Source organism: Streptomyces chromofuscus, from assembly GCF_015160875.1.
GTDB lineage: Bacteria > Actinomycetota > Actinomycetes > Streptomycetales > Streptomycetaceae > Streptomyces > Streptomyces chromofuscus.
This window is the reverse complement of record NZ_CP063374.1, coordinates 2,945,935-2,961,026: the sequence shown is the minus strand read 5'-3', so window position 1 is coordinate 2,961,026 and position 15,092 is coordinate 2,945,935. Positions and strand designations below refer to the sequence as shown.

General features: G+C 72.0%; 12 protein-coding genes. 9 read left to right on the top strand and 3 right to left on the bottom strand.

Annotation, left to right across the window (positions count from 1 at the left end; genetic code table 11):
* Positions 1–2 precede the first annotated feature (2 nt).
* Positions 3–1,505 carry a CoA-acylating methylmalonate-semialdehyde dehydrogenase gene (gene mmsA, locus IPT68_RS13280; RefSeq protein WP_189701971.1) on the top strand — a complete coding sequence of 501 codons (1,503 nt, stop codon included), beginning with the start codon at positions 3–5 and terminating at the stop codon, positions 1,503–1,505.
* Between the two features lie 63 nt (positions 1,506–1,568).
* On the opposite strand, the gene IPT68_RS13275 is transcribed toward mmsA, so the two are convergent.
* Complete coding sequence (locus IPT68_RS13275; protein WP_373300756.1) at positions 1,569–2,027, bottom strand: DinB family protein; 459 nt, start codon at positions 2,025–2,027, stop codon at positions 1,569–1,571.
* 241 nt (positions 2,028–2,268) lie between these two features.
* On the opposite strand from IPT68_RS13275, the gene IPT68_RS13270 reads away from it, so the two are divergent.
* The 4 genes from IPT68_RS13270 to IPT68_RS13255 all read left to right on the top strand — a co-directional run bounded on the left by IPT68_RS13270 (position 2,269) and on the right by IPT68_RS13255 (position 9,536).
* The gene (locus IPT68_RS13270) at positions 2,269–4,920 is read left to right on the top strand and encodes a CocE/NonD family hydrolase (RefSeq protein ID WP_189701973.1); all 2,652 of its coding nucleotides are present in this window, start codon (positions 2,269–2,271) and stop codon (positions 4,918–4,920) included.
* On the top strand, positions 4,917–5,795 hold the full coding sequence (locus IPT68_RS13265) for an ABC transporter permease (RefSeq protein ID WP_189701974.1): 879 nt from the start codon (positions 4,917–4,919) through the stop codon (positions 5,793–5,795). Before IPT68_RS13270 ends, IPT68_RS13265 begins: the two co-directional genes overlap by 4 nt.
* A 159-nt stretch (positions 5,796–5,954) precedes the next feature.
* Positions 5,955–7,502: a vWA domain-containing protein gene (locus tag IPT68_RS13260; protein WP_189701975.1), complete on the top strand. Its 1,548-nt coding sequence runs from the start codon at positions 5,955–5,957 to the stop codon at positions 7,500–7,502.
* Positions 7,503–7,607: 105 nt separating this feature from the next.
* Positions 7,608–9,536 (top strand): AMP-dependent synthetase/ligase, encoded by a 1,929-nt coding sequence (locus tag IPT68_RS13255; RefSeq protein ID WP_189701976.1) that lies wholly within the window; start codon positions 7,608–7,610, stop codon positions 9,534–9,536.
* Between the two features lie 68 nt (positions 9,537–9,604).
* Here IPT68_RS13255 and IPT68_RS13250 read toward each other — a convergent pair whose 3' ends face one another.
* Positions 9,605–10,000 carry a rodlin gene (locus tag IPT68_RS13250; RefSeq protein ID WP_189701977.1) on the bottom strand — a complete coding sequence of 132 codons (396 nt, stop codon included), beginning with the start codon at positions 9,998–10,000 and terminating at the stop codon, positions 9,605–9,607.
* Positions 10,001–10,246: 246 nt separating this feature from the next.
* On the opposite strand from IPT68_RS13250, the gene IPT68_RS13245 reads away from it, so the two are divergent.
* From IPT68_RS13245 to IPT68_RS34805, 3 genes are all read left to right on the top strand, one after another.
* Positions 10,247–10,639, top strand: coding sequence for a rodlin (locus tag IPT68_RS13245; protein WP_189701978.1), 393 nt, complete (start codon positions 10,247–10,249; stop codon positions 10,637–10,639).
* Positions 10,640–10,872: 233 nt separating this feature from the next.
* On the top strand, positions 10,873–11,100 hold the full coding sequence (locus IPT68_RS13240; protein WP_189701979.1) for a chaplin: 228 nt from the start codon (positions 10,873–10,875) through the stop codon (positions 11,098–11,100).
* Between the two features lie 106 nt (positions 11,101–11,206).
* Positions 11,207–12,130, top strand: coding sequence for a chaplin (locus IPT68_RS34805; protein ID WP_228040421.1), 924 nt, complete (start codon positions 11,207–11,209; stop codon positions 12,128–12,130).
* A gap of 122 nt (positions 12,131–12,252) precedes the next feature.
* Here the strand turns inward: IPT68_RS34805 and IPT68_RS13230 are convergent, their stop codons facing one another.
* The gene (locus IPT68_RS13230; RefSeq protein ID WP_189701980.1) at positions 12,253–13,581 is read right to left on the bottom strand and encodes a carboxylate--amine ligase; all 1,329 of its coding nucleotides are present in this window, start codon (positions 13,579–13,581) and stop codon (positions 12,253–12,255) included.
* Positions 13,582–13,785: 204 nt separating this feature from the next.
* Here IPT68_RS13230 and IPT68_RS13225 point away from each other — a divergent pair, with 204 nt between their 5' ends.
* Positions 13,786–15,078 carry a glycoside hydrolase family 26 protein gene (locus IPT68_RS13225; RefSeq protein WP_189701981.1) on the top strand — a complete coding sequence of 431 codons (1,293 nt, stop codon included), beginning with the start codon at positions 13,786–13,788 and terminating at the stop codon, positions 15,076–15,078.
* Positions 15,079–15,092: the final 14 nt, after the last annotated feature.

Below are 15,092 nucleotides of genomic sequence, written 5' to 3'. Positions count from 1 at the left end.
TCATGACGAAGATCGTCAACCACTGGATCGGCGGCCGGACCGTCGACGGCGCGTCGGGCACGTTCGGCCCGGTCACGGACCCGGCGACCGGCGCGGTCACCACGAAGGTCGCGTTCGCCTCGGTCGACGAGGTGGACGCGGCGGTCGCGGCCGCGAAGGAGGCGTTCGCGAGCTGGGGCCAGTCCTCGCTGGCCCAGCGCACCGCCATCCTGTTCAGGTTCCGCGCGCTGCTGGACGCGCACCGCGACGAGATCGCCGAGCTGATCACCGCGGAGCACGGCAAGGTGCACTCCGACGCCCTCGGCGAGGTGGCCCGCGGCCTGGAGATCGTCGACCTGGCCTGCGGCATCAACGTGCAACTGAAGGGCGAGCTCTCGACGCAGGTGGCGAACCGCGTCGACGTGGCCGGGATCCGCCAGCCGCTCGGCGTGGTCGCCGGCATCACGCCGTTCAACTTCCCGGCGATGGTGCCGATGTGGATGTTCCCGATCGCGATCGCGTGCGGCAACACCTTCGTGCTGAAGCCGAGCGAGAAGGACCCCTCGGCGTCGGTCAGGCTCGCCGAGCTGCTGGCGGAGGCCGGTCTGCCCGACGGCGTGTTCAACGTCGTGCACGGCGACAAGGTGGCCGTCGACCGCCTCCTGGAGCACCCCGACGTCAAGGCGGTGTCCTTCGTCGGCTCCACCCCGATCGCCCGCTACATCCACACCACGGCCTCCGCCAACGGCAAGCGCGTCCAGGCCCTCGGCGGCGCCAAGAACCACATGCTGGTCCTCCCGGACGCCGACCTGGACGCGGCGGCCGACGCGGCGGTGAGCGCGGCCTACGGCTCGGCGGGCGAACGCTGCATGGCGATCTCGGCGGTCGTCGCGGTGGGCTCCATCGGCGACGAACTGGTGGAGAAGATCCGCGAGCGCGCCGAGAAGATCAAGATCGGCCCGGGCAACGACCCGACCTCCGAGATGGGCCCGCTGATCACCAGGGCCCACCGCGACAAGGTGGCGTCCTACGTAGAGGGCGCGGCGGCCGAGGGCTGCGAGGTCGTGCTCGACGGGACCGGCTACACCGTCGACGGCCTCGAGGACGGCCACTGGATCGGCATCTCGCTGCTCGACAAGGTGCCGACCGGCGCGAAGGCCTACCAGGACGAGATCTTCGGCCCGGTGCTGTGCGTGCTGCGCGCGGAGACCTACGAGGACGGCCTGGCGCTGATCAACGCCTCGCCGTTCGGCAACGGCACCGCGATCTTCACCCGGGACGGCGGCGCCGCCCGCCGCTTCCAGCTGGAGGTCGAGGCCGGCATGGTCGGCGTGAACGTCCCGATCCCGGTCCCCGTCGGCTACCACTCCTTCGGCGGCTGGAAGGACTCCCTCTTCGGCGACCACCACATCTACGGCAACGACGGCACGCACTTCTACACCCGCGGCAAGGTCGTCACCACTCGCTGGCCCGACCCGGCGGACGCTCCCGCAGGCGTGGACCTGGGCTTCCCGCGCAACCACTGATCACTCGGCAGCACAGCTGTGCCGCCCCACCGCCTCGCCGGCGGAGCGGCACAGCTGGCCTTGTCAGGCGCCGACGGTCCCGTCGACGCCCTCCCGCAGAAAGTCCGCATGCCCGTTGTGACGGCCGTACTCCAGAAGCACGTGCAGCATCACCATCCGCAGTGACACCTCCTCGCCCCACCTTGGCTGGTGGCCGGCCTGGTCCAGGGACTCGGCCGCCCGCTCGACGCGGCGCGAGTTCTCCACCTCGGCCTCCCAGGCCGCGAACGCCTCTTGCCTGGTCGACGCGCTTGCGTCGTACGCCGCCTGAAAATCGATCTTGTCGGACCAGATCATGGGCGCGTCGTTGTCCTCGAACACACGACGGAACCAAGCACGCTCCACCTCTGCCATGTGCCGCACCAGGCCGAGCAGCGAAAGCGTCGACGGAGGCATCGACTGCTTGCGCAACTCCTCGTCGGTGAGCCCTTCGCATTTCATGGCGAGGGTCGCGCGGTGGTAGTCGAGGAAGGCCCGGAGCATGTCGCGTTCGCTGCCGAAGCTGGGCGGTCCTGTGCGACTGTCGCTGCTCACTGGCGCTCCTCGTCCGGCCTGCAATCGGGACCAGTATCCATTCCCCCGGCTGCCTTCGGATGACGCCCGTCCGCACGTACGCCGTACCGCGAGCGCGGTACGCGGCCCGGCCCCGTACTCCCCTGGGAGGGCACGGGGTTCAGCCCGTGAGCTGTCAATGACCGACAGGTTCGCCGCGTACCGTTGACGCATGGATCTTCGACTGCGCGGACCGCGAGGGCTGCTGCGGCGGCCGCGACGGCTGGCCGCCGCCGCGGCCGCCGTCGTCGTGCTCGCCGGTGCCGGTACGTGGACGGCCGTCGCCGACGACGACGCGCCCGCGGTGCGCCGCGCCGACCGGGTGCTGACCCTGGGTGACGGCGTGCGCGTCGACACCTCGTACTTCACCTCCGGAGCCGGCGGCCGCCGCCCCGCCGTGCTGCTCGGACACGGCTTCGGCGGCAGCAAGGACGACGTACGGCAGCAGGCGGAGGACCTGGCCCGCGACGGCTACGCCGTGCTGACCTGGTCGGCGCGCGGCTTCGGCGGGTCGACCGGCAAGATCGGGCTGAACGACCCCGAGGGCGAGGTCGCCGACGTCTCCCGGCTGATCGACTGGCTGGCACGGCAGCCGCAGGTCGAGCTGGACGGGTCCGGCGACCCCCGCGTGGGCATGGCCGGCGGGTCCTACGGCGGCGCGATAGCGCTGCTGGCCGCGGGGTACGACGACCGCGTGGACGCCATCGCCCCGTCGATCACCTACTGGAACCTGGCCGACGCCCTCTTCCCGGGCGGCGTCTTCAAGAAGCTGTGGGCGGGCGTCTTCGTCAGCTCCGGCGGCGGCTGCGCCCGCTTCGAGCCCCGGCTGTGCGAGATGTACGAGCGGGTCGCCGAGCGGGGCGCCCCGGACCCCGAGGCACGCGAACTGCTTCAGGAGCGCTCGCCGTCGGCCGTGGGCGACCGCATCGACGTGCCCACCCTGCTGGTGCAGGGCCAGTCCGACTCCCTGTTCCCGCTGGACCACGCCGATGCCGCCGCGCGGGCCATCCGCGCCAACGGCGCCCCCGTGCAGGTCGACTGGATCGCCGGCGGCCACGACGGCGGCGACATGGAGACGAGCCGGATCCAGCAGCGTGTCACCGCCTGGTTCGACCGGTACCTCAAGGCCGACAAGGGCGCCGACACCGGCCCCGCCTTCCGCGTCACCCGCACCGGAGGCGTCGACTCCACCGACGGCGAGGCCCTGCTGCGGGGCGCGAGCGCGGACGCGTACCCCGGCCTGGAGAGCGGACAGCGGTCGGTGGCCCTCACCGGACGCGAGCAGACCTTCGACAACCCGCCCGGCGCCGGCCCGCCCGCCGTCTCCGCCCTGCCCGGCCTCGGCGCCGGCGGCGGACTCGCCCAGCTCTCCGCGCTCGGCGTCGGCATCTCGCTGGACTTCCCCGGCCAGTACGCGCGGTTCGAGTCGGCGCCGACGACCCAGGACCTGCGCGTCACCGGCTCCCCGACGGCCACCGTCCACGTGCGGTCCAGCAGCGAGGACGCCGTCCTGTTCGCCAAGGTGTACGACGTCGGCCCCGACGGCCGTCAGCAGGTGCTGCCCTCCCAGCTGGTGACGCCCGTCCGCGTCGAGGGCGCGAAGTCCGGCAAGGACGTCACGCTCACCCTGCCCGCCGTCGACTACGAGGTCGGCAAGGGCCATCGGCTGCGCCTGGTCCTCGCCTCCACCGACCTGGCGTACGCCTCCCCGGCCGCCCCGGCGACGTACACCGTCTCCCTGAAGGGCGGCCTCACGGTGCCGACGGCCCCGGGTGTGACCGCCGCGGCCACGCCGCTGCCCGCCTGGGTGTGGTGGCTGCCGCTGACCGGTGCCGCGGTCGCCCTGGCCCTGCTGCTCTCCGCCCGCCGCCGTACCGCCACACCGGCACCGGACCCCGCGTTGGCCGGCGTCCCGCTGCAGATCACCGGCCTGAGCAAGCGGTACGCGAAGTCGGCGGACCGGTACGCGGTCAGGGACCTGTCGTTCCGCGTGGAGAAGGGCCAGGTCCTCGGCCTGCTGGGACCGAACGGCGCGGGCAAGACCACGACCCTGCGCATGCTGATGGGCCTGATCGGGCCGGACGGCGGCGAGATCCGCGTCTTCGGCCACGCCATCCGCCCCGGCGCGCCCGTGCTGTCCCGGGTCGGCGCCTTCGTGGAGGGCGCGGGCTTCCTGCCGCACCTGTCGGGCCGGGAGAACCTGGAGCTGTACTGGCGGGCGACGGGCCGTCCGGCCGAGGACGCCCACCTCGACGAGGCACTTCAGATCGCGGGTCTCGGTGACGCGCTCGCCCGCGCGGTGCGCACGTACTCGCAGGGCATGCGCCAGCGGCTCGCCATCGCGCAGGCCATGGTCGGCCTTCCGGACCTGCTCATCCTCGACGAACCGACCAACGGCCTCGACCCGCCCCAGATCCGCGAGATGCGCGAGGTGATGATCCGGTACGCGGCCGCCGGCCGCACGGTCATCGTCTCCAGCCACCTCCTGTCGGAGGTCGAGCAGTCCTGCACGCACCTCGTGGTGATGGACCGGGGCAGGCTCGTGCAGGCGGGCCCCGTGGGCGAGATCGTCGGCTCCGGCGACACCCTCCTCGTCGGCACGGGCACCCCCGTGGACGAGCCGGTCGTCGAGAAGATCGCCGCCCTGCCGGGCGTCGCCTCGGCCGTCGTCACCGGTGACGGACTGCTGGTCCGGCTGGACGCCGGCGGCAGCGCCTCACGCCTGGTCGCCGACCTGGTCCGGCTGGAGGTGCCGGTCGCCTCGGTCGGCCCGCACCGCCGCCTGGAGGACGCATTCCTCACCCTGATCGGAGGTTCCGCATGAGCGGCAGCACGCTCGCCGACCGCACGGACGCCCACGAGAGCGCGTCCGGCTACCGGGCGGGCCGTACCCTGCCCCTGCGGGTGGAGCTGGTCCGCCAGCTCAAGCGGCGCCGCACGCTCGTCATGTACGGCATCCTCGCCGTCCTGCCCTTCGTGCTGGTCGTCGCCTTCGCGATCGGCGGCGAGCCGGACGGCCGCGGCGACCGCATCACGCTGATGGACACGGCCACCGCGTCGGCGGCCAACTTCGCCGCGGTGAACCTGTTCGTGTCGGCGGGCTTCCTGCTGGTCATCCCGGTCGCCCTGTTCTGCGGGGACACCGTCGCCTCCGAGGCCGGCTGGTCCTCCCTGCGCTATCTGCTGGCCGCTCCGGTGCCCCGGGCGAGGCTGCTGTGGTCCAAGCTCGTCGTCGGACTCGGCCTCAGCCTGGCCGCCATGGTGCTGCTGCCCGTCGTCGCGCTGGCCGTCGGCGTCGCCGCCTACGGCTGGGGCCCGCTGCAGATCCCCACCGGCGGCGCGCTCGACGCGGGCACGGCGGCGCAGCGGCTGGTGGTGGTCGTGGCGTACGTGTTCGTGTCCCAGCTGGTCACCGCCGGTCTGGCGTTCTGGCTGTCGACGCGGACGGACGCGCCGCTCGGCGCGGTGGGCGGAGCTGTCGGCCTGACCATCGTCGGCAACGTCCTCGACGCGGTCACCGCCCTCGGCGACTGGCGGCACTTCCTGCCCGCCCACTGGCAGTTCGCCTGGGCGGACGCCGTACAGCCCGAACCGCAGTGGACGGGCATGATCCAGGGCACCGCGATCTCCGTGACGTACGCCCTGGTGCTGTTCGCGCTGGCCTTCAGGGGTTTCGCCCGCAAGGACGTCGTGTCGTAGGTCTCGGGAAGATCACCCACCGGTCTCGGCGGGCCCTCTCCGTGGCCCCTTCGAGACGTAAGCGCAACGCTTCGTCACGCACGTTTCCGCCCCGTGTGCCGTCACAGTCACTGACGTCGGCGTTCGACGGCACGTCAACGAACACAGGGGGCACGCGAGATGAAGCGGAACCGGACACGACGGCTCGCCGGCGCGCTGCTGGCGCTCACCACGGCGAGCGGCCTGCTGCTGACCGGATGCTCCGGGAGCGGCACCGGCGAGGGCAGCCGCGCGGACGGCGCGGAACGGGCCGACGGCTTCCCGGCCCCGGCCCCGCCCGCCCCCGACTCGGGAGAGGCGAGCGGCGAGCAGCGGCAGGACGGCACGGACGGCGAGTTCGCGCCGGAGCCCGACTACCTCTCCACCTTCGCGCTCGACGTCGACACCGCCTCGTACGGCTACGCCCGCCGCACCCTCGCCGAGGGCGGCCGTCCGCACCCGTCGACGATCCGCCCCGAGGAGTTCGTCAACAGCTTCCGCCAGGACTACGAACGCCCCGACGGGAACGGCTTCACGGTGACCGTCGACGGCGCCCGCACCAGCGAGGCGGACTGGTCCCTGGTCCGCGTCGGCCTCGCCACCCGTCCGGCCGAGAGCGACGGCGAACGCCCGCCCGCCGCACTCACCTTCGTCCTCGACGTCTCCGGCTCGATGGCCGAGCCCGGGCGGCTGGACCTCGCCAAGGAGTCCCTCGGCGTGATGACCGACCGGCTGCGCGACGACGACTCGGTCGCGCTGGTCACCTTCAGCGACGAGGCCGAGACGATCCTGCCGATGACCCGGCTCGGCGGCAACCGCGGCAGGGTCCACGACGCCGTCGCGGGCCTGGAGGTCCAGCAGTCCACCAACCTCGGCGCGGGCGTCGAGACCGGTTACGCGACGGCCGTCGAGGGCCTGCGCGAGGGCGCCACCAACCGGGTCGTCCTGGTGTCCGACGCCCTCGCCAACACCGGCGACACCGACGCCGACACCATCCTGGAGAAGATCGCCGGCGCCCGCCGCGAACACGGCATCACCCTCTTCGGCGTCGGCGTCGGCAGCGATTACGGCGACGAGCTCATGGAACGCCTCGCCGACCGGGGCGACGGCCACACCACGTACGTCTCGACCTCCGAGGAGGCGCGCGAGGTCTTCTGCGAGGAACTCCCGCGGCACGTCGACCTCACCGCCCGCGACGCCAAGGCACAGGTCGCCTTCGACCCGGAGACGGTCGACCGGTTCCGCCTGATCGGCTACGAGAACCGCCAGGTCGCCGACGAGGACTTCCGCGACGACCGCGTCGACGGCGGCGAGGTCGGCCCCGGCCACACGGTCACCGCCCTGTACGCCGTCCGCACCAGGCCCGGCGCCGACGGCCACCTCGCCACGGCCACCGTCCGCTGGCTCGACCCCGGCACCCGCGCCCCGCACGAGGAGTCCGGCCAGGTGGAGACGGCGGACCTGGGCGAGTCCGTCCGCAGTGCCTCCGCCCGCTTCCAGGTCGCGGTGGTGGCCGCCTGGTTCGCCGACGCCCTGCGCCGCGAGGACACCCGCTTCGCGCCCCTGCCCGGCGCACCCGGCCTGGACCAACTCGCCCGGCACGCCGAGGACCTGGCCGACCGCACCGAGGACGACGCGGTACGGCAGCTGGCCACCACCATCGACCGGGCCAGGGACATCGCGTACTGACGCGGGGCGCGGGGAGGGTTCGCGCACGACCCATTGACCTTTCCTTACTTACGGGTAAGTTGACCTTGCGTCAACACGTGCACCGGCAACCCGGGAGCCGCCGCCATGGGCGTACGCAGGGATCTGAAACGGGCCGAGCAGCGCACCGACCTGTCGGCCCGCGGCCGGATCGAGCTGATCAGGGACGAGACGGGCACCGTGCGCGAGGCGCACGCCCAGCCGATGGTCGAGCGCCCCGCCACCGGCAGCATCGCCGACATCCCGTACATCAACGCGGACGAGGCGCCCGGCGCCGTCGTGCTGCGGCGCAGGACGGCGGAGGGCGCCTGGGAACCGGTGACCGCCGCCGCCTTCGCCCAGGAGGTCACCGCCGTCGCCAAGGGCCTGATCGCCGCCGGCCTCGAACCCGGCGGCCGGGTCGCCGTCATGTCCCGCACCCGCTACGAGTGGACGGTCCTGGACTTCGCCGTCTGGGCCGCCGGCGGCCGGACCGTCCCCGTCTACCCCACCTCCTCCGCCCCCCAGGTGGAATGGATCGTCCGCGACTCGGGCGCCCGGCACGTCATCGCCGAGACCGCCGGGAACGCCGCCACCGTCACCACCGGCACGGCCGGCCACACCCGCCCGCCCCGCGTCTGGCAACTCGACGCGGACGCCCTCACCGACCTCATCACCCTCGGCGAGAGGCTTCCCGACGAGGAGGTCACCAAGCGCCGCACCGCCCTCACCCCCGACACCGTCGCCACCATCTGCTACACCTCCGGCACCACCGGACAGCCCAAGGGCTGCGTCCTCACCCACGCCAACCTGCACGCGGAGGCCGCGAACACCGTCGAACTGCTCCACCCCGTCTTCCAGGCGGTCACCCGGCAAGCCGCCTCCACCCTGCTGTTCCTGCCGCTCGCCCACATCCTCGGCCGCACCCTGCAGATCGCGTGCCTGCTGGCCCGCATCGAGACCGGCCACTGCCCGAGCGTGAAACCCGACGAACTGCGCCCCATGCTCAAGGAGTTCCGGCCCACCTTCCTGGTCGGCGTTCCCTACCTGTTCGAGAAGATCCACGACACCGGCCGCGCCACCGCCGAGAAGATCGGCCGGGGCGCCTCCTTCGACCGCGCGGACCGGATCGCCGTCCGCTTCGGCGAGGCACACCTGCGCCGGTCGCTCGGCACCGGCAAGGGCCCCGGCCCGGTCCTCCACGCCGCCCGCGCGCTGTACGACCTGCTGGTCTACCGCCGTATCCGCAAGGAACTCGGTGGCCGGCTGCGCTACGCCATCAGCGGCGGCTCCCCGCTCGACCGCGACCTCAGCCTCTTCTTCCGCACCGCCGGGATCGTCGTCTACGAGGGCTACGGCCTGACCGAGACCACGGCCGCGGCCACGATCGTCCCGCCCCTGAGGCCCCGCCCCGGCACGGTCGGCCTGCCCGTCCCCGGCACCGGCGTCCGCATCGCCGACGACGGCGAGGTGCTGATCAGGGGCGGCATCGTCTTCGACGGCTACTGGAACAACCCGGAAGCCACCGACGCCGTCCTCACCGACGGCTGGTTCGCCACCGGCGACCTGGGCGCCCTGGACCAGGACGGCTGTCTCACCATCACCGGCCGCAAGAAGGACATCCTCGTCACCTCCGGCGGCAAGAACGTCTCCCCGGCCATCCTGGAGGACCGACTGCGCAGCCGCTCACCGATCGGACAGTGCCTGGTCGTCGGCGACAACCGCCCCTTCGTCGGCGCCCTCGTCACCCTCGACCCCGACGCGGTCGCGCACTGGCTGGCCGTCCACAAGCTGCCCCCCGGCACCCCCGTGTCCACCGTGGGCCGGGACCCGCGCCTGCGCGCCGCCGTGCAAAGGGCCGTCGACTACGCCAACGAGGCCGTTTCCCGCGCCGAGTCGATCCGCGCCTTCACCCTCGTCGAGGGCGAGTTCACCGAGGAGAACGGCATGCTGACCCCGTCCCTGAAGGTCAAACGGCATGCGGTGACGACGGCGTACGCGAAGGAGATCGAGGCGCTGTACGCGTCCGGCCGCTGAGCCACCGGGTCCGGATATGCGAAAGGGCGGGCCGCCGGAAGACCGGCGGCCCGCCCCGGGCCGCGACGTCACTCGCTGTTGGCCGACAGGACCGACACGTCCTCCAGCAGGTGAGCCAGCGCACCGTCGCGCTTGGTGTTGGTGGAGTTCTCGGCGCACTGCTGCTGCGTGTGGTCCGACAGGATCGGGATGTCCTGGACCGGGACGCCGACCACGGCGCCGACACCGACCGGGAGGTCGTTCACGGCGAGGCACGGCTTGTTGAAGGATCCCTGGATCAGCGCCATCTGCGGGCTCATGGTCCCGTACGTGGACGAGTTGCCGAAGCTCTGCAGCGCGCCGTTGCCGTTCGCGGTGGTGGGGCCGCTGTCGTCACCGACCGCCAGGGCCTGCGGGGCCGCGGCAGCGGAGACACCCACGACGGAAGCGGCGATCGCAGCGGTGGCAATAACCTTCTTGATCACTGGCCAGTCCTTTCTGAGGAAACCCCGTCCCCGGAGCGTTCTGGTCAACTGCACGGCCATTGAGCGGTTTCTCCCCGTCACCCTGTCGGCCGACATCCCGGTGCTTTGTGTGTTCGTCGTTCCCGGTGATGATCGGGCGGTCGTACGGAATGCCCGGGCCAACCGGGTGAACCTCCGCAACCAATCATTGCGGGCCGGGTTGATGTGGCCGTAGGACACGTGTCGCTACGAAGAAAGGAAAGCGAAGTGCTCAAGAAGGCAATGGTCGCCGCGGCGGCCGCCGCTTCCGTCATCGGTATGTCGGTGGCGGCCGCTCCCCAGGCGCTTGCCGTCGGGGACGACTCAGGGCCGTCCGTGGCCAACGGCAACGGTGCGTCGTCGTCGTTCGGCAACTCGGCGACCAAGGGCGACATGAGCCCTCAGCTCTCGCTGGTCGACGGGTCGCTCAACAAGCCGTGCCTCGCGGTGCAGGACATCCCGGTCGCTGTCGACGTCGCGGCCGTTACGGTCCAGGACATCCCGGTCCTGTCCGACCACACGCAGCAGCAGTGCGCGGACAACTCCACGAACACCAAGCGGGACGGTGCGCTCACCCACATCCTGGAGGACCTGTCGGTCCTGTCGGCGAACAGCGACTGAGCTGTCCTTCGCGCACTTCCCGGGCGGTCCGCCGATTTCTGCGGGCCGCCCGTTGGCGTACAAGGGGGGGAGTTTCTCGGGCGATCGAGTGAATTTCTCCGTGGGACATGTTCCGTGGTTTCTCCGGCGTCAATTTCTCGTTCACAGGCTGCAGGTCATGGTGCGAGCCGTCCAGGCTGTGCTCGCTCGGTTTCGGCCGTCCACAAGGCATGACCGCAGAGAAGGGAAAGTTCATGAAGAAGACCGCTGCTGTCGTCGCGGGCGCGATCATGGCTCTCGGGATGGCCACCCCGGCCTTCGCCGACTCCGGCGCCGGAGCTGCCGCCGTCGGCTCCCCGGGTGTCGTGTCCGGCAACGTGGTTCAGGTCCCCGTGCACGTTCCGATCAACGTGTGCGGCAACACCGTGAACTTCATCGCGGCGCTGAACCCGGCGTTCGGCAACGTGTGCATCAACGACTGACGACGTAACGCACCGACCCGCTCGCTGCGCCACGGCCGGCCTTGGACGACTCCGCTTCTCTCCAAGGCTGGCCTTCTCCACCTCTCCGAGCAGGAAGACAACGAGATTGCGACAGACCCTGAGGAAGGGAGTCGTCGCGGCGGCCGCCGCGACGAGCATGCTGTCCCTGTGCGGCGGCGCCGCCCTCGCCGACTCGACGGCGGGCGGGGCGGCCAAGGGATCGCCCGGCGTGGCGTCGGGCAGCACCGTGGAGGCTCCGCTCGGCGTTCCGGTGAACGCCTGCGGCGACACGGCCGACGCCCTCGCCGGCCTGAACTCGGCCTTCGGCGCCTCCTGCGACGAGGGAAGATACTCGTCCGGGGGCCTCGACGAGGTCGACGCCATCGATGATGCAGGGTCCTCCGAGGACCTTCATGACGACGGCTCCGGCGATGTCCCCGCCGATGCCTCTGCCGATGCCTCTGCCGAAGTCCCTGCCGAAGTCCCTGTCGATGTCCCTGCCGACGTCGACGACGGTGTCCCGGCGGACGAGGCCGAAGCCGGGGACACCTCGCGGACGGGCGCCGCCGACGACACGTCGGGCGCCTACGGGGACACCGCCGAGGGCCTCCCGGGCGGCTATGGCGACGACTCCGGAACCGGCTACGGCGGTTACGGCGAGGACAGCGGTTACGGCGAGGACAGCGGTTACGGCGAGGACAGCGGTTACGGCGACGCCCCCACGCCCACGCCCACGCCGACCCCGTCGAACCCGCCCACGCCCACTTCGCCCCCCAGCACGCCGCCGCCCCCGCCGCCTTCGACCCCCTCGGCACCGCCGACATCGCCTCCCGGCGACGACAACCCGCCCTCGCCTCCGGTGGAGCAGCCGCCCACCGACACACCTCCCACCGGCGGTGACGGCAAGAACCCGCCCTCCCTTCCCGACACCGGCACCGAGGCCGTACTCGCCGCCTCGGGCGCGAGCGCCGCTCTGATCCTGAGCGGTTCCCTGTTGTACTGGCGGGGACGAACCACGCTCCGCAGATGACGTACCCGGTGCCGGAGACCCCCGCACCAGGTCCGTGACAACGACGCGCCCCGGGTGACGAACCACCGTCACACGGGGCGCCGTCACGACCGCACCGGCGGTGCCCACCGGCGGGCCGTGCGTCAGCGACTGCTCGCCCTCTCCACGTCGGAGGAGCCCGAAGCGGTGGGAGAACCCGAGAGGTCGGACAGGCCGGGCGCGCCCGTGAGGCCGGACTCCACAGGTCCCGTCGCCTGCCGGACCAGCGGCACCCGCGGCCGGACCTCCACCGTCGGCCCGGGCCGCAGCCGCCCGCGCAGCCGGCGCAGCACGTGCCGGGTCCACAGGGCGCTCATCGCGAGGCCGGGGGCGAGGTCGTCGCGCGCGTGCCACGCCAGTTCACGGCCACCGAGGGCCGGGCGGAGCGCGGTCAGCGGGGCGTAGTTCTCCACCACGAACGCCCGGCCGGGCCGGGGTGCGCCGTCCGGCAGCGGACGGTGGGTCAGGTCCAGGTGCAGTGCGCGCACGACGTCCAGTCCGGCGGTGTCGGTGAACAGCCGGAACTGCGCTCCCGGGCGCGGGTTGAAGTCGAGCAGGTGGTACCGCCCCGTCGTGCCGCAGCGGCGGAAGTCGAGGTCCAGGATGCCGTGGTAGCCGAGCTCGCCCACGAGCCGTTCGGCGAGCGACCGCACCTCGGGGTTGGGGGACCACTCGCCGACCGCCGTCAGGCCCGCGGCGCGCGGCCAGGCGTGCAGTTTGCGGCCGGGGCCGCCCGCGCGGAGGGTCCCGGAGCGGTCGGCGTACCCGTGGAAGAACCAGTCGCGGTCCGGACCCGGCGGCAGGAACTCCTGCAGCAGCAGCCGGCTGCCCGCCTCCTCGGAGCGCGCGTACAGCTCCCGCGCCTCCTGCGTGGAGCGCACGAGCCTGGTGCTGCGCAGGCCGGTTTCGGTGGGCAGCAGCCAGGGGCGGCTCCACTTCGCCACTACCGGCAGCCCGAGGCGCCAGGCGGCTCCGGCGGCCTCGTCGGTGCTGTCGGGGACCAGCGTGCGTGGGTGTGGCAGGTCCGAGGCCGCGCAGACGGAGGCCAGTTCGGCCTTGTCGGCGACGCGTTCGGGCAGGTCGCACGGGATCGCGGGGAGCAGGTACGCGGCCGCGAGGACGTCGCGCAGGCGGCCCACCGCGATGGCGCTCGCGTCGTCCATCGGGATCAGCACGGCGGGCCGGGCGATCCCGGCAGCGACCCGGAGGAGGACCTCGGCGATGTCGTCGCGGGACGCGTTCGGACCGGGCGGCGGATGCAGTTGCCGGACGTATCGGGACGTACGGACCGGGCTGGCCGCGCAGTCGGCGACCACGTGCACGTCCACCCCCGCTCGGCCGAGCGAACGCACGGCTCCCAGGGTTCCGTGGTGAAAGGGATTCCGGTCGATCCGCAGCAGAACGGCGGGGACGCGGGTGTCGAACAGCGACACGGTGGTTTCCTTCGGTCGTTTCACCCGTGCGGGGGGTGTGGCGCACTCGTACGTCGCACGCGCACTGGCGGAATTCATACTGATGTGACTGAGTGTCAGTAGCTGGACCGGAAAGCCTTCGGACAAGCCGTCACCGTCACCGCCCGTCGAAGAGAACGCCGATCGCCGGACAGGACAAGCGCGAAAGTGCGGAAAGGAGCAGACATGGCCGCACAGCACCGCCGGGTCAGGCCCTGTCGGCTGGCGTGCCTCGCGGCGACGGTCGTCGCGTCGGCAGCCCTGGCCACCGGCCCCGTATTCGCCTTGGGACTGGGGGTGACGGCGACCCCCGACCTGCCGGCCCCCGCGCCCACGACACCCGCGACACCCGCTCCCCCCACGACACCGGCGAGTCCCGCGGTCCCCGGCACTTCGGCGAGTCCCGCGGCGCCCGCGACACCCCAGAGCCCCAAGCCGCCCGCGAAGCAGTTCCCCGCCTTCGGGGCCTACCTCCACTACGGGGAACGCGGCGTTGCGCGGATCGCCCAGCTCAGCCGCTGGCTCGACGGTGCCGAACTGCGCGTCGGGCACACATATCTGCCGGGCGACCGGTGGAGCAACATCGAGGGCGCGCCCGATTTCCTCGAGGCGTGGGCGGACTGGCGCAACGCCGAGGACGACCGGATGTTCGTCCTGAACGTGCCCATGCTGGAGCGCAACGAGGAAGGGCTCTCCGACGCCACGGTCCGGGCGCTGCTGAGGCGTGGTGCGGCCGGGCAGTTCGATCACCACTTCCGGGCGCTTGCCGAGCGACTGGTCGCGTTGAAGGCACCGGACACGGTGATCGTGCTCGGCTGGGAGATGAACGGCATCACGTACACCCATCGCTGCGGGCCGGACCCGCGGGCCTGGAAGCGGTACTGGAACAGGATCGTCACCACCATGCGTTCGGTGCCGGGCCAGGAATTCCGGTTCGACTTCACCCCGACACGCGGCCGGGACGCCATTCCCTGGACGCAGTGCTATCCGGGGGACGACACGGTCGACATCATCGGAATGGACGCGTACGACCAGCCGGCCGGACTGTCCTTCGACAAACAGGTGAAAGAGCCGTACGGACTTCAGGACCACGTGGAATTCGCGAAAGCTCACGGCAAGCAGATTTCCTATCCCGAATGGGGACTGTTCCGCAACGGTGACAACCCGGAATATATGCGCCGAATGCTCGCCTGGATGGATGAGCACAAACCGCTCTACAACACCCTGACCGACTACTGCCCGCACGGCGTCTGGCAGTGCGACGACAATCCGAAGTCCGCCGCCGTGTACCGGACGCTACTCTCCGGCCGCACCGACGCCCCGGCCCCGCAGCCCACGCAGCCGACGCCGCCCGCTCCGACCACGCCGCCCGAGACACCCCCGGCCCACTGCTCGCCGCTGGACCTGGGCGACTGGGTCGAGTACTGGCTCGGCGGGAAGCTGTGCACGCGGTTCGACTGGTGGTCGCGCGCCCGGTGACCCGGCGCGCCGCC

What these genes read in the sequence shown, in the direction of transcription:
- mmsA (WP_189701971.1), top strand. Translation starts at nt 3, where the DNA reads ATGACGAAGATCGTCAACCACTGGATCGGCGGCCGGACCGTCGACGGC.
- IPT68_RS13275 (WP_373300756.1), bottom strand. Translation starts at nt 2,027, where the DNA reads ATGCTCCGGGCCTTCCTCGACTACCACCGCGCGACCCTCGCCATGAAA.
- IPT68_RS13260 (WP_189701975.1), top strand. Translation starts at nt 5,955, where the DNA reads ATGAAGCGGAACCGGACACGACGGCTCGCCGGCGCGCTGCTGGCGCTC.
- IPT68_RS13225 (WP_189701981.1), top strand. Translation starts at nt 13,786, where the DNA reads ATGGCCGCACAGCACCGCCGGGTCAGGCCCTGTCGGCTGGCGTGCCTC.
- IPT68_RS13255 (WP_189701976.1), top strand. Translation starts at nt 7,608, where the DNA reads ATGGGCGTACGCAGGGATCTGAAACGGGCCGAGCAGCGCACCGACCTG.
- IPT68_RS13240 (WP_189701979.1), top strand. Translation starts at nt 10,873, where the DNA reads ATGAAGAAGACCGCTGCTGTCGTCGCGGGCGCGATCATGGCTCTCGGG.
- IPT68_RS13270 (WP_189701973.1), top strand. Translation starts at nt 2,269, where the DNA reads ATGGATCTTCGACTGCGCGGACCGCGAGGGCTGCTGCGGCGGCCGCGA.
- IPT68_RS13265 (WP_189701974.1), top strand. Translation starts at nt 4,917, where the DNA reads ATGAGCGGCAGCACGCTCGCCGACCGCACGGACGCCCACGAGAGCGCG.